Annotated in this window: 21 protein-coding genes and 1 pseudogene; 8 read left to right on the top strand and 14 right to left on the bottom strand. The window is 34.3% G+C overall.

Features of this window, described 5'->3' with window-relative positions; translation table 11 throughout:
• The first annotated feature begins 212 nt into the window (after positions 1 to 212).
• Complete coding sequence (murA, locus tag OM962_RS02575; RefSeq protein WP_264330707.1) at positions 213 to 1,499, top strand: UDP-N-acetylglucosamine 1-carboxyvinyltransferase; 1,287 nt, start codon at positions 213 to 215, stop codon at positions 1,497 to 1,499.
• Positions 1,492 to 2,325, top strand: coding sequence for an FAD-dependent thymidylate synthase (thyX, locus tag OM962_RS02570; RefSeq protein WP_264330706.1), 834 nt, complete (start codon positions 1,492 to 1,494; stop codon positions 2,323 to 2,325). Before murA ends, thyX begins: the two co-directional genes overlap by 8 nt.
• Before the next feature lie 421 nt (positions 2,326 to 2,746).
• On the opposite strand, the gene OM962_RS02565 is transcribed toward thyX, so the two are convergent.
• The 10 genes and pseudogenes from OM962_RS02565 to trmD all read right to left on the bottom strand — a co-directional run bounded on the left by OM962_RS02565 (position 2,747) and on the right by trmD (position 10,305).
• Complete coding sequence (locus OM962_RS02565) at positions 2,747 to 3,337, bottom strand: hypothetical protein (protein WP_264330705.1); 591 nt, start codon at positions 3,335 to 3,337, stop codon at positions 2,747 to 2,749.
• A gap of 27 nt (positions 3,338 to 3,364) precedes the next feature.
• Positions 3,365 to 3,511, bottom strand: a pseudogene (locus OM962_RS02560) (ankyrin repeat domain-containing protein); the annotation flags it as partial.
• Positions 3,512 to 3,519: 8 nt separating this feature from the next.
• Positions 3,520 to 3,855: a transposase gene (locus OM962_RS02555; protein ID WP_264330704.1), complete on the bottom strand. Its 336-nt coding sequence runs from the start codon at positions 3,853 to 3,855 to the stop codon at positions 3,520 to 3,522.
• 176 nt (positions 3,856 to 4,031) lie between these two features.
• A complete protein-coding gene (locus OM962_RS02550) occupies positions 4,032 to 4,379 on the bottom strand; it encodes an IS630 transposase-related protein (RefSeq protein ID WP_213864026.1) in 348 nt (115 codons plus the stop codon).
• A gap of 48 nt (positions 4,380 to 4,427) precedes the next feature.
• Positions 4,428 to 5,366: an ankyrin repeat domain-containing protein gene (locus OM962_RS02545; RefSeq protein WP_264330703.1), complete on the bottom strand. Its 939-nt coding sequence runs from the start codon at positions 5,364 to 5,366 to the stop codon at positions 4,428 to 4,430.
• A 116-nt stretch (positions 5,367 to 5,482) separates the two neighbouring features.
• Positions 5,483 to 6,835 carry an IS66 family transposase gene (gene tnpC / locus OM962_RS02540; RefSeq protein WP_264330462.1) on the bottom strand — a complete coding sequence of 451 codons (1,353 nt, stop codon included), beginning with the start codon at positions 6,833 to 6,835 and terminating at the stop codon, positions 5,483 to 5,485.
• Between the two features lie 66 nt (positions 6,836 to 6,901).
• Complete coding sequence (locus OM962_RS02535; RefSeq protein WP_264330702.1) at positions 6,902 to 7,732, bottom strand: phosphoribosylformylglycinamidine synthase subunit PurQ; 831 nt, start codon at positions 7,730 to 7,732, stop codon at positions 6,902 to 6,904.
• The gene (locus tag OM962_RS02530) at positions 7,729 to 8,979 is read right to left on the bottom strand and encodes a PstA family ABC transporter permease (protein WP_264330701.1); all 1,251 of its coding nucleotides are present in this window, start codon (positions 8,977 to 8,979) and stop codon (positions 7,729 to 7,731) included. Before OM962_RS02530 ends, OM962_RS02535 begins: the two co-directional genes overlap by 4 nt.
• 253 nt (positions 8,980 to 9,232) lie before the next feature.
• Positions 9,233 to 9,610, bottom strand: coding sequence for a 50S ribosomal protein L19 (rplS, locus tag OM962_RS02525; protein ID WP_006014069.1), 378 nt, complete (start codon positions 9,608 to 9,610; stop codon positions 9,233 to 9,235).
• Positions 9,607 to 10,305: a tRNA (guanosine(37)-N1)-methyltransferase TrmD gene (gene trmD, locus OM962_RS02520; RefSeq protein ID WP_063630865.1), complete on the bottom strand. Its 699-nt coding sequence runs from the start codon at positions 10,303 to 10,305 to the stop codon at positions 9,607 to 9,609. The genes rplS and trmD overlap by 4 nt, the downstream gene beginning before the upstream one ends.
• 74 nt (positions 10,306 to 10,379) lie before the next feature.
• Here trmD and purC point away from each other — a divergent pair, with 74 nt between their 5' ends.
• Positions 10,380 to 11,102: a phosphoribosylaminoimidazolesuccinocarboxamide synthase gene (purC, locus tag OM962_RS02515; RefSeq protein WP_264330700.1), complete on the top strand. Its 723-nt coding sequence runs from the start codon at positions 10,380 to 10,382 to the stop codon at positions 11,100 to 11,102.
• Here the strand turns inward: purC and purM are convergent.
• On the bottom strand, positions 11,099 to 12,136 hold the full coding sequence (gene purM, locus OM962_RS02510; protein WP_264330699.1) for a phosphoribosylformylglycinamidine cyclo-ligase: 1,038 nt from the start codon (positions 12,134 to 12,136) through the stop codon (positions 11,099 to 11,101). The genes purC and purM overlap by 4 nt on opposite strands.
• 137 nt (positions 12,137 to 12,273) lie before the next feature.
• On the opposite strand from purM, the gene OM962_RS02505 reads away from it, so the two are divergent.
• The 3 genes from OM962_RS02505 to virB9 all read left to right on the top strand — a co-directional run bounded on the left by OM962_RS02505 (position 12,274) and on the right by virB9 (position 14,219).
• Positions 12,274 to 12,549: a hypothetical protein gene (locus tag OM962_RS02505; protein ID WP_264330698.1), complete on the top strand. Its 276-nt coding sequence runs from the start codon at positions 12,274 to 12,276 to the stop codon at positions 12,547 to 12,549.
• Positions 12,550 to 12,563: 14 nt separating this feature from the next.
• Positions 12,564 to 12,899 carry a histidine phosphotransferase family protein gene (locus OM962_RS02500; protein WP_264331008.1) on the top strand — a complete coding sequence of 112 codons (336 nt, stop codon included), beginning with the start codon at positions 12,564 to 12,566 and terminating at the stop codon, positions 12,897 to 12,899.
• A gap of 534 nt (positions 12,900 to 13,433) precedes the next feature.
• A complete protein-coding gene (virB9, locus tag OM962_RS02495) occupies positions 13,434 to 14,219 on the top strand; it encodes a P-type conjugative transfer protein VirB9 (protein WP_006014058.1) in 786 nt (261 codons plus the stop codon).
• A 7-nt stretch (positions 14,220 to 14,226) separates the two neighbouring features.
• On the opposite strand, the gene OM962_RS02490 is transcribed toward virB9, so the two are convergent.
• Together OM962_RS02490 and mraY are read right to left on the bottom strand one after the other, a co-directional pair.
• Entirely contained in the window at positions 14,227 to 14,820 is a 594-nt protein-coding gene (locus tag OM962_RS02490; protein ID WP_264330697.1) for a ribonuclease HII, read from the bottom strand.
• A 5-nt stretch (positions 14,821 to 14,825) separates the two neighbouring features.
• A complete protein-coding gene (gene mraY / locus OM962_RS02485; RefSeq protein WP_264330696.1) occupies positions 14,826 to 15,806 on the bottom strand; it encodes a phospho-N-acetylmuramoyl-pentapeptide-transferase in 981 nt (326 codons plus the stop codon).
• A gap of 155 nt (positions 15,807 to 15,961) precedes the next feature.
• Between mraY and OM962_RS02480 the strand changes: the two genes are divergently transcribed.
• A complete protein-coding gene (locus OM962_RS02480; RefSeq protein ID WP_264330695.1) occupies positions 15,962 to 16,801 on the top strand; it encodes a hypothetical protein in 840 nt (279 codons plus the stop codon).
• Positions 16,802 to 16,869: 68 nt separating this feature from the next.
• A complete protein-coding gene (locus OM962_RS02475) occupies positions 16,870 to 17,433 on the top strand; it encodes a DNA-3-methyladenine glycosylase (RefSeq protein WP_264331007.1) in 564 nt (187 codons plus the stop codon).
• Positions 17,434 to 17,479: 46 nt separating this feature from the next.
• Here OM962_RS02475 and OM962_RS02470 read toward each other — a convergent pair whose 3' ends face one another.
• Positions 17,480 to 18,712 carry an IS256 family transposase gene (locus OM962_RS02470; RefSeq protein WP_264330447.1) on the bottom strand — a complete coding sequence of 411 codons (1,233 nt, stop codon included), beginning with the start codon at positions 18,710 to 18,712 and terminating at the stop codon, positions 17,480 to 17,482.
• Positions 18,713 to 18,923: the final 211 nt, after the last annotated feature.

The following is an 18,923-nucleotide window of genomic DNA, read 5'->3' as shown; positions in this document are numbered from 1 at the left end:
TATTTTGAATCGACTACGAAAATGTTATTCGAGTAGCTGAAACTGGAATCCAGTTAAATTGGTCAGCATAAAAGTAATGTTGAAATATAACATTTTGATGATGAAATGGATCCCAGTGTCAGCTACTCGAATGACAGAAGAAGAAAAAGCAAAATTTTGCCTTTTACGGCTAACCTATTATACTTACTTGATAAGTTCTATCGCTTGATTAAATGCATAAAATATTAGTAAGAAGTAACCATAAGCCCTTGATTGGAAAAATCAAGATTAATGGTTCAAAGAATGCCGTCTTGCCAATAATGGCGGCAAGCTTGTTTAGTAATTCTTCAATAACTTTGCATAACGTACCTGATTTAATTGACGTGCATTTGATGTCTGAGCTGCTTAAGAGTCTTGGTGCAGAAGTAAATTTTATATGCAATAAAGACTATAAAGCAAATCATACTTTGGAAATTGACTGTAGCAATATCAATAACTATTTAATATCACATGAAATTGCAAGCAGACTGCGAGCATCTTTTTTAATGCTAGGTCCAATGCTCAGCAGATTTGGTAAAGTTTCAACAGTATTTCCTGGTGGATGTAATATTGGAAAACGTCCTGTTGACATGCATATCAAGGCACTCGAAGAAATGGGAGCTAAAATTGAAATTGATAGCTGTAATATAACTGCAACAACAAAGGGGAAATTGCAAAGCAAAGAAATAACATTTGAAAAAGTAAGTGTTGGCGCAACAGAAAACATAATCATGGCAGCAACACTTGCAGAAGGAGTAACAACAATAAACAATGCCGCAACGGAGCCGGAAGTTCTTGATTTAATAGAGTTTCTAAAAAAAATGGGTGCCAATATTGAAGTTAATAATACAAAAATCACAATAGAAGGTGTTGAAGCATTAAATGGGTGTGAGCATAAAATAATACCAGATCGCATAGAGGGCGGTACTTATGCTTTGGCTGCTGTCATTACCGACGGCGAGCTAAAGTTAGAAGGAGTAAGTTTGTCTGATATAGAATGCATTGCAAATGAATTGAAGACTATAGGAGCCAGAGTTGAGTTACATGATGATGGTATTATTATTTCTAGAAAAAATGGCCCTATTAAATCTGCTCATGTTGCAACAAATCCATATCCTAACTTTCCCAGCGATATGCAACCACAACTAATGTCTGCTATGTGCATTGCAGATGGAATATCAATCATTGAAGAGAATGTTTTTGAAAGTAGATTTGCACATGCGAATGAGTTAAGAAAATTAGGTGCTAATATCAGCATCGAAAAAAGTAAAGCTACTATAAGTGGAACAAAGAGTCTATCTGGAGCTAATCTGCATGCTAATGACTTAAGATCAACCGCAGCTTTAATTCTTGCTTCTTTGGTGGCTAAAGGAGAAACTATAATAAATAACTCACATCATTTATGGAGAGGCTATGAAGCAATGGACGAAAAACTCAATTCGTGTGGAGCCGATATTTCCTTGAGGACATGTTATGAATAAGCGAACTACAGTAAAAGAGATAGATGAAATTCTATACGAAGAACATAAGGCGTTAGATCATGGATTTGTTCGAGTAATTGATTATATGGGCTCTGATAGCGCCATAGTTCAAGCTGCTCGTGTTTCTTATGGAAAAGGAACAAAACAGATAAATCAAGATGAAGCGCTTATAAAGTATTTGATGAGACATCATCATACAACTCCATTTGAAATGTGTGAAATTAAGTTTCACGTGAAACTTCCAATTTTTATTGCAAGACAGTGGATAAGACACAGAACTGCAAATGTGAATGAATATTCCGGAAGGTATTCGATACTTGATAATGAATTTTATATACCAGAACAGGTTGCAAAACAATCTGATAATAATAAACAAGGCAGCGGTGAAGCTTTTGACTCAAGTACTTCAAAAGAAATAATAGATTCCCTAATAAATGATTCTAATTTGGTATACTCTCATTATGAGAAATTTATTGAACAGGGCCTTGCAAGGGAAATTGCCCGAACTAATCTAACACTTAATTACTATACCCAATTTTATTGGAAAATTGATCTACACAATCTTCTTCATTTTCTAAAGCTCAGAGCTGATAAGCACGCCCAATATGAAATTAGAGTCTATGCAGAAATTATGTTGGACATAGTGAAGAAATGGGTTCCGCTGGCCTATAATGCTTTTGTTGAATACTCCTTAAAATCAGCCTGCATTTCAAAAACTGGTCTTGAAATAATTCGCAAGCTAATTAAAGGAGAAAATATTACTAGAGAAGAAAGTGGCATTGGTAAAAGAGAATGGGATGAGCTGATGTCTATACTTGGTAAATAATCTTGAAGATAAATGTATAGTTGTTATTTACATAGCGTTTGCAGGATAGCTGTACAAAACCCAAACCAGTCACAGCTGTACGAACATTTTGGTAATTTGCATAGTAGATGATGTCATTCCAGTTCTTATTATGCAACCACCAGGCGTACTCATTTACAGTTAAGTTTTCTGAATGCCAGTGTTTCTTTCTCCTGTCATTCCAGTGCTTGACACTGGAATCCAGGAATTTTGATTCTAAATTGGGTATTGGTCTTAAATTAAAATAAACGTTTGTGATAAAATTATATGAACACTGGATCCCAGTGTCGGGGCACTGGGATGACAGGAGAAGGAAATGCCGGAATGGCAGGAGAAAGAAACACTGGGATGACAGTGGAAGATCTAATTCCTTATATCAATTAATTCTCATCCACCTTTTATGTTACATAAACTCATCACTTTTATAGAACATCTCATTAAAATCATTCAAAATTCCAAAATCTTGATTTTTAATAAATAGATGATCATTTGTAACATAAGCTTCAGAAAGAGTGATCGGCTTTCCATCAAGATTGGAATCTTGCACATAAACTTTATTATACAGAGCTATCATTTGATTATAATTGTATTTCCCAGCAGTATACTGACTGCTTAAGTTCTGATAAAAATTATCTATGTCTTGATTTTGAGCTTGCAGCACCGCCTTATATTTACCATCTCCAATAGCTTCACCTACTTTGATTTTTAAAGGATGTTGTGATTCTTCTTTCACATTATCTATAACAGTTATTTCCTCTTGCTTCTCTTCATCTTCTACTAGCGACCTTTTATTCCTTTCTTCACTTGCAGGTTGATCTGCTGGCGTTTGATTTATATTGTTCTCTTGCAGAGTAATTTTTTTAAGGTAGCTAAGCATATACTCTCCAGTCTCCTCCAAAATTGCAGCTTTTTTTGAAAGCTTTTGATAATGAGAATCGTTATCGTCATATTTTTTACTTTCTGCTACATCTTTGTGTAGTTTTGCATCTTTCATACAAAACGTGATATGATCAAGTAATCTATCTCCTTCTTTACCTACAACATTAATATCAGCACCGTTTTCTATCAGATGCTTCACTGCATCTAACTGCCCATTCCTCACTGCATGAACTAAAGGTGTCCAGCCATCATTATCCTGAGCATTAATGTTTGCACCTTTTTCAACTATAGTATTTTCTAAAATGGATGATAAAGTTCCATTATGGTATTACCAACCAAAAGCTGTAAGTCTGTATATTTATACATGAGAGGTCTGAGGCGGCTTTTGATGGTATGCCAACAGTATTCTATAGGATTCAAATCTGGTGAATATGTTGGAAGATACAGCAAATGACAGCCAAAAGACTCTATTAATGATTTTGTTTTAGTGGTCTTATGAAATGTAGCATTATCCATAACTATAGTTGTGCCAAGTGGCAATTTAGGTAATAACATCTTCTCCAACCATGTATTGAATACCTCTTTGTCAACACCCACCTTTGAAAGCCATTGGTGCAATAAATCTCTTTCCAATCCACCCGGCTACTATACTGATTCTCTCTCGAGTTCTCCCTGGAATATCTGCATAAATTTTCTTTCCTCTTGGAGCGCGTCCATATTCTCGGTATAACTTATTATCAACTCCTGCTTCATCTATATATAAGATGCTGGAATGGTCTATTTTTGAGATTTTATCAATAAATTGCTCCCTATCTTCTTGATTGCGCTCTTGATATAGTGTGACTTTTTTTTAAAGTAATTTTTAGCTGTTTTAGTCTATACCAAATTGAGTTTATTCCAAATCCAAGATTTTGTTTCATCTCTGCCAGAGTATGATCTGGATTCTTTGTAACATATTCTTCGAGTATTTTGGGGTCTATTTTTCGAATAAAGCTACCGTTTTTAGATGGCTTGAGGCTTTCACCAGCAGCTTTCTTTTTTAACCAACGGTACAGAGTTGCTATTCCTATCTCCATAAGCTCTGCTACCTCAACCTTTGTCTTACCTTTTTCTATCATCAATACTGCCTTTTCCCTTAAATCCACACTATATGCCATTATAACTCAAATACTTTATTATACCTTTATCATTTACTTTAGGAAATACTATAACTGCTCTATCATCTTCTTATTCCCAAGATCAACAGCAAGATGCAAAGGTGTTAAGCCATAGCTATTCTGAATATCAATATCCGCATTATGCTCTATGAGATATTTAACTACTTCCATATTTTTCATGTGCATGGCAAAATGTAGTGGAGATTTACCAGAGCTGATATCACGGGTATCAACATCTATACCACGATCTATTAAGTATTTAGCAATTTCCGTATGTTTTAGCTCAATTGCATAGTGCAGCAGTGTTTGAGCTGACGTGTTCTTGATACCAAGATCTGCGCCATGCTCAACTAAACTCTTAACTATTTCCGCATGCCCTAGCTTAATAGCAGCAAGCAATGGAAAAGTATAAAAACCCTTACTGTTAGGATCTGCGTTATGATCTAATAGATACTTCACTATTTCTGTATTACCTGAATAAATAGCACTGTATAATGGCGTTTCGGAATAAGCATCTTGAATATTAGGATTTGCACCACGATCTATTAGATATTTAACTATCTCTGTATTGCCAGATTCAATAGCATAGTGTAAAGGTGTTTTGGAATAAGCATATTTAGCAGTTTGACGATAAGGATTGTCCTGGATATTAAGATTTGCACCATTATCAATGAGATATTTTGCTACTTCCGTATTTCCTGACTGAATAGAGTAATGTAGTGGCGTTTGTCCGTTATGGTCTCTTGTATCAATATATGAATTGTGTTTCAGTAGCGTTGCTACTTTGCTTAAATCTCCCAATGAAGCAGCAGAATGTAAACTCGTCGCACCTGTTACCTTATTTATCTCGTTTACTTTTCCTATAGTGTTTTCTACATTATTGTCATCAATATTCACCTTTAAGAAAGGCTGTTTATTATACTTCATAACTTTTGTTGTAACAGCTTTTCCTTGTTCGTCTTCACTCGCTTTTTTAGCAGGTTGCATAGAATCTTCTCTACTGACACTTTCTATCTTGGTTTTATCACCACTTACATTATGTACTGGGCTATAACCATATAGACCCTTGCCTGCACTTTGTTGTATCCGTTCAGAGGTGTGGTTTAAGAAACAACAGCTAGCAGGTTTTGAAAAGGGTTTAATTCCTTTTGTTTCCAAGTCAGATACAACGAAATTATCCGCTCAAGAAATCTATTCCCTCGCTCTGACTGTGCAAAATATGAATTCTTACGATAGACAACATAATGCCGTATCTGTCGCTCAACATGGTTATTCGTTAATGGAATATTCTCTGGGTCATCCAAAAATGTCCACATCATTGACTCGGATTTTATAATACCCTTTACCGTTCGTGAAGCTCCTTTTGCTTCAAGTATATAAGATATTTTTATCATGCAGTACTGTATGTATCTTCGTAATTCTTTAGCTTGCTTAGTGAACTTTGAAATACTAATTTCATTTTCTGACAAAGCGTTTTTTAATACAAACAATCCATTAGCTGCGTCTTTTAAACAATGGCCAAGTCTCATTACTTCACTATTCCAACTATGAGATAACCTCTCGAAATTTCTCAATAAGTGAGCCCAACAAATTTGTCGTTTTTCATCACTGAAGTGGTTGTAAACTGCATATCTGTCAGTAATTACCAGGTTTTTGTAATCACAAAATGCACTATTCTTTAAAAATTTCATTCCTCTTGTATCTGCTAACTTCATAAGACTTGCTTTATTGTTGGCAAACATCCAGCACCATCCCAATTTGCCTTTGTTGTAGTGACTGGTTTCATCAATATGCAAAATTTCGCTTGCTTTTATTTCTTCCTCTATTTGTTCATAGGCTTCTTTACATTTTGACGAAACCCTTGCTTCACTATTGGACACACTACCAACACTTATACTCATGTTAAAGATGTCTTTCATAATATTCGCTATTTCTCGCTTTGAATTCTTATAAAACCCACTTAGTGATGCAACTACTGACTTAACTCTAGGACCAAAGGTATCCGGTGTAACTCCTTCTGGTAATTTGCTACTCCTTCTTTTTCCGCATTTACGACAGCGACCATGTTCTAATTGATACTCAACTACGTAAGGCTTAATTTCTGGTAAATCAACTTTTTGATAGACATATGGTTTTTCCGATATTGCGATTTCTTCACCACACTCGCATCTATTTGGTAACTCTACCTTCACCACCTCATCTGCTTCCATTTTAGCTCGGCAATTCCCCTTATGTCCAACTTGACCACCTATCTTCCTGCCGCCCTCTGACTTATCTTCTGGTGTGTCTTTTTTTATTTTGTACAGCTCTTTTGAACTTGGTAAAGATGAATTCCTTGAGTTTAAGCCGAGTCTCTCTCTTAGTTCAGCATTCTCTATTTCTAAGATTTTATTTTTTTCTTCAAGCTTTGCTACTTTCTGCTCTAAGTTTTTACATAACTCTACAATACTGATCAACAATTGAAGCATCTAGCCTTACTTTACTATCAACATTTTGTGTTATTACTACTTTAATATATTATGTCAATTGTTTTTTATCCTTGCCACACCTCTGAACGGATACAAATATTTTAGTGCATTCTCAAATATGAGCATTCCATCACCATATTTTGGCATAGCCACTCCTGAACGTTTACATTTTTCTTTTTCAAGAGGCCAGTTGTCCTGCTGAGTAAAAAATATTCCTCTCTCTGGGTGAGGCATTAAAGCTAGTACTCTTCCACTTTTATCTGATAAAGCTGCCAGGTCGTATATAGATCCGTTTGGATTGTAAGGAAATTGTAAATTTGCATAGTCACCATTTTCATCAACGTAACGCAGTGCAACGGAATTATTTTCAATCAATTGATTCAAAGTATCTTGATCCATAAAAAATTTGCCTTCCCCATGAGCAATAGGGAGATATAGTTCACTCAGGCCCCGTAGCCAAACAGAATTACTCTGCGGATTAACTCTCACTCTAATCCAACGACATTGGTAATTACCTATATCATTAGAGGTTAAAGCTAGATTAGAGAATTCTGGAACTAACTTTACTAATATCTGGCAACCATTACATATCCCTATAATAAGCTTATCCTGAGATAAGAAATTTTGAAATTCGTCTAACAAGTTGTTTTTTATACGCAAAGCAAATGCATTGCCAGCACCAGTGTCATCACCGTAAGAAAAACCTCCTGGAATTGCAAGTATATTACTTGATTTTAGTTCATCTGAATTACTTATAACTTCATTAATGTGAACGATTTTTACTTCAATATTATTAATACCAAGCTTTCTGCTGCATTCCATAAATGCAAATGCAGTTTCTTTTTCACAATTCAAGCCATAACCAGATAAAACAATAATTTTCATGAATCAAAAAACTCAAACTTTCTTTTTACAAAATTTGCTATTAAATTCAAAGCAAATAGCATTAACAATAAAGCTATAATTGCAATGGCAGCAAGCTCAATAAATGCAATTTCAGGACTACTTGACCATATGTATATTTGTACAGGTAAAACAGTTGCCGGATCGAAGAAGGATGTAGGTGTATCAGCAATAAATGCTACCATGCCTATCATAAGTAAAGGGGAAGATTCGCCTAAAATCCTTGCAATTGCAAGCACTGCACCATGTATTATCCGTGGCAATGCAATCGGTAAAGAGTGATCCAATATCACCTTGATGTGAGGTGCACCTAGCGCAAACGCTGCATCTTTTATTGCAATAGGAACGTTTGTAAAGGCATTTTTTGTTGCAATAATAATATTAGGCAGCATCATAAATGAAAGAGTCATCCCGCCAACAAGCGGTGAAGAACGGGGTAACCCAAATATGCCCAAGTAGAGAGTCAGTCCTACCACACCAAATATTATTGAAGGCACTGCAGCAAGGTTATTCATGCTAATTTCTACAATACTGGTTATTAGCCTATTTCTAGGCATAAATTCATAAAGACAGATACCTGACATAATTCCTATTGGCAATGCCAACGCTAAGCATACTATAATTGTCATTAATGAACCGATAAATGCCCCTAAAATCCCTGCATTCTCAGGTTCACGAGAGTCAGATTTAAGGAATAAAGACTTATTAAAAAATTTTTTCACTCTCCCCTTTTCTTTTAGCCAATCAAGTAATTTAGCATAACGATCATTCAAATGTTTATCTTTATTTATTGAATTAATTATACTTGACGCGGTAAACCAGATCTCATATTCACCACTATTTTTTACTCTCTTACGAAAAAATTTCTCTAGTTCTTTGTAAGAATTACGACTTAAAATTTCGTCACCGTCTTTAAAATCAGTTCCTTCAAACACCTTACGTAAAGAATTGTTGAGTAAGCCAATGGACTTATATCGTAAATCACCAGGATTATTAGTTAAAATAAGATCAGCATTTATTTCAACTGGCAATAAAATTTTCGTTACTGTTAAAGCACTGTAAGAGTTAACTAATATACTCAACAATATACACACAGGACAGCCAAGTGAGATAACTAGTGCCGTGAAAGAACAAAAGCGTAACGCTCTGTTCTTTTTATTTTTTCTTTTTACACGAGCATGTACGCGCTTAGATTGAAGTAACTTAAGAAAGTTTTTCTTTATACTCATTTACTTTTCTTTACATGAGGATTTGAAAAAACTTTCCCCTTTTTCCAGTGCTTGACACTGAGATCTAGCAGGCTTTGCCTGCAAATAATTTTTATATTTTCCATGAAAGCACAAACCAAAAGGAGAATCTAGATTCCAGTGTCAAACACTGGGATGACACCACAGCGGGAGGCAAAGTACAGTTGTGCGTCACACATTGGGATAATAAGAGAGGGTTTTGAGATGATACAATTGACATCACTCCCTATTGTATCTACTTAGATTTTTTTTTAACATAAGTAGTACGTTCTTTGATCCTTGCAGCTTTCCCAAATAGCTTGCACAGATAATATAATTTTGCTCTACGGACCTTTCCCTTTCTCATCACTTGTACTGAAATTAATGCAGGAGAGTAAACAAAAAATTGTGATACTATACTTTCTCCATGACTTACCTTTCTAACTGAAAAAGAAGAGTGTAATCCACGATTTCTTTTTGATATACATACGCCCTCAAATATCTGTATACGCTCACCCGTACTATCAACTACCTTAAAAGTGACCTTCAAATCATCGCCAGGACAAAAAACCGGCATCTCTTTGGCTAATCTTTGTATTTGTTGTTCGTTAAATTTTTCAAGCAAGTTTGTCATTTATCATCTCCATTCAACAATTCAGGTCGACGTTCCTTTGTTCTAACGTATGACTGTTCCCTTCTCCAATCACTTATTTTTCTGTGATTGCCAGACAACAGAACCTCAGGAACTTTGTACCTACTCCACTGCTCAGGCCTAGTATATTGAGGATATTCAAGCATACCACCACTATAACTAAAACTTTCTTCAGCAACGCTATCGAAATTATTTACTACACCTGGAAGAAGCCTAATACATGCATCAAGAACCACCATCGCAGCTGGCTCACCTCCCGAAAGTATATAATCTCCAATACTTAACTCATAAGGAGTATACACATCAATTACTCTTTGGTCAACACCTTCAAATCGACCACACAATATTGTTACATGAGGAATTTCTGTTAACTCCTTTGCAATTCTCTGATTAAATTTTGTACCAGATGGAGTCATATAAATAAATCTAGTATTTTTATGAGCAGAAAGCACATTATCAACTGCATTACCAATCACATCTGGGCGCATAACCATCCCTGCTCCACCTCCATATGGAACATCATCCACAGTTGAATGTTTATCTTTAGCAAAAGAACGAATATTTACTATTTCAAGATTCCATATTTTTTTTTCCAACGCTCTTCCAGCAAGAGAATAGTTCAAAAATCCGGGGAACATTTCTGGAAATATGGTTAATATTGTAACATTGAACGCCATTAAGGTTTATTTTAAGTTATTTGGGGCTATACTCTAAGAACAGTAAATTGATATGATACATAGTTAAATTAAATATGCCACTGAATAAAACTATATACGAAGGTAAAGCCAAAGTCATTATTGAAACTGAAGACTCATCAACTGTTATACAGTACTTTAAAGATGATGTTACAGCATTCAATAAGGAAAAATATGAAATTATTGAGGGCAAAGGAATAATTAATAATCATGTTAGTGCTTTTATCATGGAAAAGCTTGAAGAAGCAGGAATTAGCACGCACTTTATAAAAGCTCTAAACGAAAGAGAACAGCTAGTCAAAAAGCTCAAGATAATACCTCTTGAGGTAGTGGTTAGAAATATTGCAGCTGGCAGCTTTTGCAAACGTTTTAATATCAAAGAAGGTGAGGCACTTACATCTCCTATAATCGAGTTTTTTTACAAAAATGATGACCTAGTCGACCCAATGGTGAATGAAAATCACATACTATATTTTGGTTGGTTATCCCATAAAGAAATGGAAGAAGTTAAAACTACAACTTTAAAGATCAACAAAATCTTAGTCGACCTATTTTCAAATGCAAATATATATTTAGTTGATCTCAAGTTAGAATTTGGCAAATTGATAAACAACAGCACTAAAATCATTTTAGCCGATGAAATCAGCCCTGATAATTGTAGGCTATGGGATAAAAATACTCATAAAAAGCTAGACAAAGATGTTTTCCGTTTAAATCTAGGAAACTTAAAGGAAGCATACTCAGAAGTTGCAAAAAGACTGTCGGTAAAGTTAGACTAACTAAATACTACTCTATCAAGTGGAGGCTGACATGCTTCATCAAGTTTTCCAATAATCTCAATTTTTTCTCCACGCTTTTGGAAATGGCTTTCCACATCCTTCATATTATCGGGATCTACAATCAGTACTATACCTATGCCGCAATTAAATGTTTTTAACATTTCTCTCTTTTCTATTTTGCCTTCTTCTTTCAGCCATAAAAATATATCTGGCCATTTCCAAGAATTAATATTTATGTCTACAAATAAATTTCCTGAGAGAATTCTTGGAATATTGTCTATTAACCCGCCACCTGTTATATGCGCAATGCCTTTTACCTTTGGCATAATAGGCAACAAAGAATCAACATATATCTTTGTTGGCTTCAGTAATATTTCACCCCAAGATTTATTATTCCATGGAGATATATCATTATAATTTATACCTAAGCTTTTAAAAATATGGCGCACCAAAGAAAATCCATTTGAGTGAATTCCATTTGATTCTAAACCAACTACACAGTCACCTGCTTTCATTATACTACAGTTTGGAAGAATTTGCTTTCGATCAACAACACCAACCACAAACCCTGCAAGGTCATAGTGATTGTTACCATACATTCCAGGCATTTCTGCAGTTTCTCCACCAACTAATGCTATTTTAGATTCCTTGCACCCTTCTGCAATGCCCTGGATTACAGACAATAAAACGTTTTTGTTTAAAACGCCTGTTGCAAAGTAATCAAGGAAAAATAAAGGTGTTGCTCCTTGTGCAAGTAAATCATTTACACACATTGCAACTAAGTCTATACCTATAGTATCATGCTTATTCACCTCTTGAGCTATTAATAGTTTTGTGCCCACTCCATCAGTTGAGGAAACAAGTACTGGATGGTCGTATTTCTTACTCAGCGAAGAAAAGTCAAACAATGCGGAAAATGATCCTACTTCACTAATTACTTCTTCTCCTTTAGTCTTTTCAATAATAGGTTTAACTTTTTTTATTAGTTCATTATATAGTTTAAGGTCTATTCCAGATTTAGCATAAGTACTCATAGCGCCTTCATAAATCTTATAATTATTAATACTACATTAATGCTTTGACACAAAAAGCGCAACGAAACTTTCTCTTAAATTGACTACTACGTGCCTACCAATATAGGGTTAACTTAAATCATTTATACTTTTATCCAATGAATAAAAACATAATGTTAATAACAGAATGCCTATCAGGACGAATTCTTCATGATTTTGCTAGTTCTATGCAAGGAATAGTGGGTGGATTGGAAGAGCTTGAAGAAAACAATTCTAATATGCTAAAAGAAATAACATCACTACTTGAAGAAAGCTCTAATGATTTAATATATAAATATAAAGTTATGAAGCAAGCGTATTCTCGTTCATCAGATAATAGCAGCTTTGATAAGACTAAATCCAATATAGAAAATTATTTATTAAAAAAAAAGTAAAGCTTAAGTGGAAGATAAGTGAATGCCCTACAGAAGACTTAATTGAAAGAATAAATAAGATAATCTCCAATATGGTGATAACTATAGTCAGTGCAGTGGCACAAATTGAATTAGTGTCTATTTTGCTGGCTAAAACAGAAGATAAAACACTACTAACTATAAAAGTAGAAAATGAACATAGATCAATAAGCACATCATTAGTAAGCAAGTTAACAAAAAAAAATGATATTCCTTTGGACACAAAAAACATTAGTATCTATATGACTTCTTTACTGTTAGAGCATTATAACACTAAAATCAATTGTATTTGCGAAAGTAATTCGCTGAATATAGGCTTAACTATAACTTGAGATGGCTTCATATTTCATGAAAAGGACTCGATACTATAAATTTGAATCTTGGATAAGGAAAGAAAAAATTTTGTGGAGTAACCTAGACATAAAATCTGTAGTTAATTTGCAGGAAGTGTTAAATAAACCATACGCGTCAAGTTAAGGAAATATCGTGAAATATAGCAACATTTGAGATGGGCATTTTATTTGTTACATTTATTTTTTTAGGGAGTTCTTATCTAGAAGAAGATGATTTTTTCAGAAGAATCTATAAATTAATAACTTTATTACTTAATATATAAAATAGTTTTTTTCGTTTCCTTTCTTCCTTATACCACTTTTCCTTAACTTGACGCGTATGGTTTATTTAACACTCCCTAATTTACCTCACAACTCATTTTAACATATATGAAAATAATGTTTAAAGAATTTTTTCCTGCAGTAATGAATTATTATGAAGCTTGCATCTTCTGTCGCTTACTACTGGGATAGCTTGATAGTTGCAGTACATGTCTATCAATGATAAAATAAAGATCAGTTTATTTTGATACTATGATTAGGGTACTCTTTGTTGCACTATTATTTTTTTGTGGTGGTTATGCACTTGCAAAACAGGAACCAAGACCAATAGCTGGTGATAACCACATAAAGGTAATGAATTATAATCCACAGGCTATACATAAGTACACGGGCTTTTATGGTTATCAATCCAGCATATTGTTTGAGCCAGGGGAGGTAATAGAGAGTCTTTCAATGGGTGATGCAACCGGTTGGCAACTCCTTCCTCAAGGTAATAGATTATTTATTAAGCCTATAGATGATATTGCCGATACTAATGCAACTATAATTACCAATAAAAGAGTTTATTATTTCGAATTTCATGCTGAAGAAGCAAACGGGCTAGATGATCCAAGGTTAGCATATGAAGTAAGGTTTCTTTATCCACTGTTCAACAGTGATGAAATTTATTCAACGAGTAACGGTGATATTCTAGAGCAAGCTAGTTATACCACTATCCCTGATATAAGTGATATTGAGGTTATAAAGAAAGGCTTGAATTTTAACTATTCCATCTCGCACGTTAAAGGCAGTCAATCAATAATACCAATTAAGGTTTTTGATGACGGAAAATTTACATATCTACAATTTAATAAAATAAACTCTGATTTCCCGGCAGTTTTTATGGTTGATTCTGCAGGATATGAGTCCTTGATAAATTTTCGTACAGTTGATGACTACCTGATAATTGAAAGAGTAAGCTCGGTATTTACCTTAAGAAACGGATCAAGTACAGTCTGCCTGTTTAATGAAAACATACCTTTCAAAAAAGGTAAGTGATTAAAGGCTATAGTATTCTTATAGGTGCAAAATTCTTTCTATGGTGCTTCGTAATTCCATGAAGGCCAATAGCGCTGAGGTGTTCTTTTGTTCCATATCCTTTATTTTTATACCAATTATATTGAGGATGTTTATTATGCAATTCTTCCATAAGCCGATCTCTTGTAACTTTTGCAACGATTGAAGCGGCTGCGATTGATATACTTAAGCTATCACCATTCACTATAGATTTTACTTGCCATTTTACTTCAGGTGGTTGATTACCATCAACTAACACATAATCTAGTTCTAAATCTAAATTTACCAGAGCACGTTTCATTGAAAGCTTTGTTGCTTGCAAGATATTGTATGAGTCTATCTCCTCTACACTTGCCATTCCTATACCAAATTTTGCAACAGGCGTTATTTTTTCGTATAGAACTTGCCTACACTTAGGGGTTAGCTTTTTTGAGTCGTTTATTCCATCAATAACCGTATCTCTATCAGTAAATATTACAGCTGCAGATATCACTGGACCGGCAAGCGGACCTCTTCCAACTTCATCTACTCCTGCTATAATTCCTGATAATGTATTTTCTAATGTGAAATCTGGATATTTCATAGTTCCTATAATAAGAAAGTTAAAGCAAAAATCGAACAAACGAAAGAAATTATCCAAAATTTTATAACTATTGTATTTTCTGACCACCCTTTCTTTTCAAAGTGATGATGTATTGGTGTCATAAGGAAAATTCTTCTTCCTGCTCCATATCTAAATTTTGTATATTTAAAATATGATACCTGAATAATCACAGATAAAGTCTCTATTACAAAGATTATTCCAATAACGGCAAAAAGCATTTCTTTTTTAATTAGAACACTAGTGAGTCCTAAAGCTGCACCGATTGATAGGCTTCCAACATCACCCATAAATATTTTTGCTGGATGTGTGTTAAACCACAAGAAACTTAAAATAGCTCCTATAAATGCAATGCAGAAGAAAGTAATGTTTACATCTGTCCGAGTGATGTATGCAACTAGTCCCAAAAAAGCAAAGGAAGTAATGGCTTGAGTTGCAGCAAGGCCATCCAAACCATCTGTGAGATTCACAGCATTGGCAGAGCCAACAATAACAAATGCAGCAAACGGAAGATATAGATAGCCAAGGTCGATTGCTACTTCTCTAAATAGAGAAATTTTTGTAAAACCTTCAGCAGATTGTAGCTTAAGTATAAACATACAGACCAGAGTAACGACAAACTGAATAAGTATTTTGGTTTTTGCACTTAAACCTCGGTGGTGATTTGTTTTCAATTTTAAATAGTCATCAATAAATCCAAGTAGAGCAAAAAATAGGGTTATAAATACTAAAAATAAAATTTCTTGTGTTAATTGAGTCCAAAACAGGATTGGTAATAAAGCAGAAGTGAGTATTATTATTCCACCCATAGGTGGTATATTCTTTTTTGTTATTAAATGACTTTCTGGTCCATATGATCTGATTGGTTGTCCATCTTTACTTATCTTTTTTAGAAGTTTTATAAAATAGGGAAAGAGAATAAACCCAAAAATAAATGAGATAAAAAACGTCTTTTTAGCTAAGATCACTTGCCTATTCAAATTGACTAGGTATTATACCAAAAGCTTTACCTAACCTCAATTTATACCTTTTTAGCAGCTCATTTTATTTATGATAAATTAGTTGTTGATTAATTATGACAAAGTTTGCATACTAATATTTTGTTAATGGTAAGAGGTAATATATGTTAGGTTTAGGTTATGTTAAAAAGCTTTTTGGAACCATTTCAGCATTCTATAGTACTCATAATAAGTCTAAATCAGCATTAGACAAAAACAAGCGTGGATATATAAAATTAGACAGTGATGAAGAATGGGATAAATTCTTTGAGTTACAGAATGATCCAGACACTAATACTACGAACAAAGAGCCTTTTTCTCCGAAGAAAGGAGAATCTCACTATCATGGCAAAGAGATCATAGGTAAAATTGCTGACCAAATTAAAGCAGAGATATCTGAAGGTATGAAAAATCATACTATAGGGTCCATAATGATAAAAGAAGGCAAAAGGGAAGGTAATATTGTTTACCCCACCGTGAGAGTTGTGCTACATGCCAATAAAGAAGGAGTAGATATAGCTAAACTTCTAGGCGGTAGTATATGTAAAGAGTATGGTGTAAGAACAATTACATTTTGTCATCCTAATCAAGAAAAAAAGAGGGGGGCATGTTGCTATATTAATAATGATAGTGATAATGAGGAAAGAGTTTATGAAATAATTAGTGGGTTATATGAAATGACTTTAAAGTGGTATGTTGATGGAAGAGAATGCAAAATTAAAGTTAACATTGATGGTAAGAATGGTGTAACTCTACTTGAAGGCAACGGTGTTACTGCAGAGCAGTTGCGTGCAAATAAAGAAGTCAAAATAGTTAAGAGACGTGAGCCAAAATCTTTATATGAAGCGTTAGTACCGCAATTGCAACAAAAGAGCTCTGAATCAGTCAAGGTTTTACAGCAGCCTTCAACAGATGTAACAAATGTGACAACAACACCAACTTCTACTTCTCAGAGATGCTCTTGACTAAATAAATAAGAAAAAGCAAAAATAGTATAACTTGCTTACAAATGTAAGTAACTTGTACTTCTATGATGAATAACACAATATTACCAAGAAATTTCTATGAACGGCCAACTTTAACCGTAGCTGGGGAGCTGCTAGGGAAGATGCTGAAATTTTCTAATTTTAGTGGAATAATAACTGAAGTTGAAGCGTATATAGGAATGGATGACCCAGCTTGTCATGCAGCAAGAGGCTATACTAATCGAACCTCAGTAATGTTTGGTACGCCAGGGTTTTCGTACGTATATTTTATATATGGAATGTACTATTGTCTAAATATTGTAACAGAAGCAGAAGGATTTCCAGCAGCAGTGTTAATACGAGGATTAAAGCTCACTGAACCGCTTGAAGCAAATTTAGGCGGGCCAGGCATACTGTGCAAAAAATTAAACATTACAAAAGAACATAATAAACAAGACCTTACTATAAGTCATGAATTTTGTCTCTATGAATATCACCTCAAACCAGATTATGTGTGCACTCCAAGAATCGGAATTAGTAAAGGCAAGGAGAAATTTTGGCGATTTAAAAGTTGCGTTTTAGCAGAAATGCCTAAAATCACACTCAACAATAAATATAGATCTCCTGCATAAACTAGATAAAAAGGGAACGTTCAAAAAAGTGTGTCAAACCGTATTTTTAATTCAACTCAATTTTTAATCTATCAGGAAAAAAGATATCAAGTTGAGATATAGTTAAAGCCCAATTAGGTAAAGCCATAGCCCATTTTTGCTCTACTTTTTTTATAGCACAATATACCTGTTTATACAAGGCATTTGTATTAGTAAATGAGCCTTTGGTTTTAGTAAATTTTCTAATCTGTCTGTGCAGTCCCTCAATAGGATTAGTGGTATAAATTAGCCTCCTAACAGGACCTGAATACTTAAAATAACTGGACAAATTTTCCCAATTATTCTGCCAAGATTTTATGACTAATGGATACTTTTCGCCCCATTTTTCCTCCAGTTCAAGCAAATAATTTTCGGCAATTTCTTTACTTGAAGCACGATATATTTTTTTCAAATCATTCATGAAAACTTTTACATCTTTGCTAGATACATATTTCAGTGAATTCCTTATCTGATGCACTATACATAGTTGTACTTCTGCTTTAGGAAATATACTATTTATAGCTGTAGAAAAGCTTTTTAGCCCATCAATGCAGGCAATTAGAATATCTTCTACTCCTCTTTCTTTGAGGTCATTTAGCACTCCCAACCAGAAATTAGCTCCCTCACTTTCAGCCAAATAAAAACCTAATACTTCTTTTCTGCCATTTTGATCTATGCCTAATATGTTATACATACACTTGCTTACACAATGTCCATCCTCCTTAACCTTAAAAAACATGCCATCCATGAACACTATTGGATATACTGATTGCAGTGGACGGCTGCGCCATTCATTGATTATTGGTAGCAGTTTATCAGTAATACTGGATATCTCTGCTGCTGATATTTTGTGGTCATATATTTCCTCAACGTGTGAAGCTATGTCTCTGTATCCCATGCCACTGGCGTATGTACTTAATACCTTTGCTTCAAGTTCTGGATGTAGGCTTGTTTGCCTTTTTCTAACTATTTGTGGTTCAAAACTTCCCTCCCTATCTCTTGGTGTTAGCAGCTCAAATGAGCCTCCACTCGTGCGTAAAGTTTTTGCGTTTCTCCCATTTCTTCGGTTATTTTCTTCACTTTTAGCTGACATGTGGTTTTCTATTTCACCTTCCAGACTTGCCTCTAGCAACCTTTTTATAAACGGTGTTAATGCTCCATCTTTTCCTGTCAATGGTTTTCCTTCTCGTATAGATGACAGGATATTTGTTTCTAATTCTTTATAATCTACCAACCCATTAGTTCTATTTGCTTGACTCATATCAAACCTCCATTTTTTATATCAATTTATTACTTTACTTCTCGGTTTGACACACTTTTTTGAACGTTCCCACTTGGAAACAAAAGGAATTAAACCCTTTTCAAAACCTGCTAGCTGTTGTTTCTTAAACCACACCTCTGAACGGATACAAACAATCTGGATTCTAGTGTCACGTGCTGGAATGACACCTATTTGTTCCTATAGTTGTCTT

This window comes from Wolbachia endosymbiont (group B) of Erebia ligea (assembly GCF_947179575.1).
GTDB classification, from domain to species: Bacteria; Pseudomonadota; Alphaproteobacteria; order Rickettsiales; family Anaplasmataceae; genus Wolbachia; species Wolbachia pipientis_C.
This window is presented reverse-complemented; position numbering and strand designations above follow the sequence as displayed.

What these genes read in the sequence shown, in the direction of transcription:
- trmD (WP_063630865.1), bottom strand. Translation starts at nt 10,305, where the DNA reads ATGGCGTTCAATGTTACAATATTAACCATATTTCCAGAAATGTTCCCC.
- OM962_RS02480 (WP_264330695.1), top strand. Translation starts at nt 15,962, where the DNA reads ATGTTAGGTTTAGGTTATGTTAAAAAGCTTTTTGGAACCATTTCAGCA.
- OM962_RS02530 (WP_264330701.1), bottom strand. Translation starts at nt 8,979, where the DNA reads ATGAGTATAAAGAAAAACTTTCTTAAGTTACTTCAATCTAAGCGCGTA.
- thyX (WP_264330706.1), top strand. Translation starts at nt 1,492, where the DNA reads ATGAATAAGCGAACTACAGTAAAAGAGATAGATGAAATTCTATACGAA.
- OM962_RS02545 (WP_264330703.1), bottom strand. Translation starts at nt 5,366, where the DNA reads ATGCAACCTGCTAAAAAAGCGAGTGAAGACGAACAAGGAAAAGCTGTT.
- OM962_RS02565 (WP_264330705.1), bottom strand. Translation starts at nt 3,337, where the DNA reads ATGAAAGATGCAAAACTACACAAAGATGTAGCAGAAAGTAAAAAATAT.
- purC (WP_264330700.1), top strand. Translation starts at nt 10,380, where the DNA reads ATGCCACTGAATAAAACTATATACGAAGGTAAAGCCAAAGTCATTATT.
- OM962_RS02505 (WP_264330698.1), top strand. Translation starts at nt 12,274, where the DNA reads ATGAATAAAAACATAATGTTAATAACAGAATGCCTATCAGGACGAATT.
- murA (WP_264330707.1), top strand. Translation starts at nt 213, where the DNA reads ATGCATAAAATATTAGTAAGAAGTAACCATAAGCCCTTGATTGGAAAA.
- OM962_RS02490 (WP_264330697.1), bottom strand. Translation starts at nt 14,820, where the DNA reads ATGAAATATCCAGATTTCACATTAGAAAATACATTATCAGGAATTATA.
- OM962_RS02550 (WP_213864026.1), bottom strand. Translation starts at nt 4,379, where the DNA reads ATGGCATATAGTGTGGATTTAAGGGAAAAGGCAGTATTGATGATAGAA.
- virB9 (WP_006014058.1), top strand. Translation starts at nt 13,434, where the DNA reads ATGATTAGGGTACTCTTTGTTGCACTATTATTTTTTTGTGGTGGTTAT.
- OM962_RS02535 (WP_264330702.1), bottom strand. Translation starts at nt 7,732, where the DNA reads ATGAAAATTATTGTTTTATCTGGTTATGGCTTGAATTGTGAAAAAGAA.
- OM962_RS02475 (WP_264331007.1), top strand. Translation starts at nt 16,870, where the DNA reads ATGAATAACACAATATTACCAAGAAATTTCTATGAACGGCCAACTTTA.
- rplS (WP_006014069.1), bottom strand. Translation starts at nt 9,610, where the DNA reads ATGACAAACTTGCTTGAAAAATTTAACGAACAACAAATACAAAGATTA.
- purM (WP_264330699.1), bottom strand. Translation starts at nt 12,136, where the DNA reads ATGAGTACTTATGCTAAATCTGGAATAGACCTTAAACTATATAATGAA.
- OM962_RS02470 (WP_264330447.1), bottom strand. Translation starts at nt 18,712, where the DNA reads ATGAGTCAAGCAAATAGAACTAATGGGTTGGTAGATTATAAAGAATTA.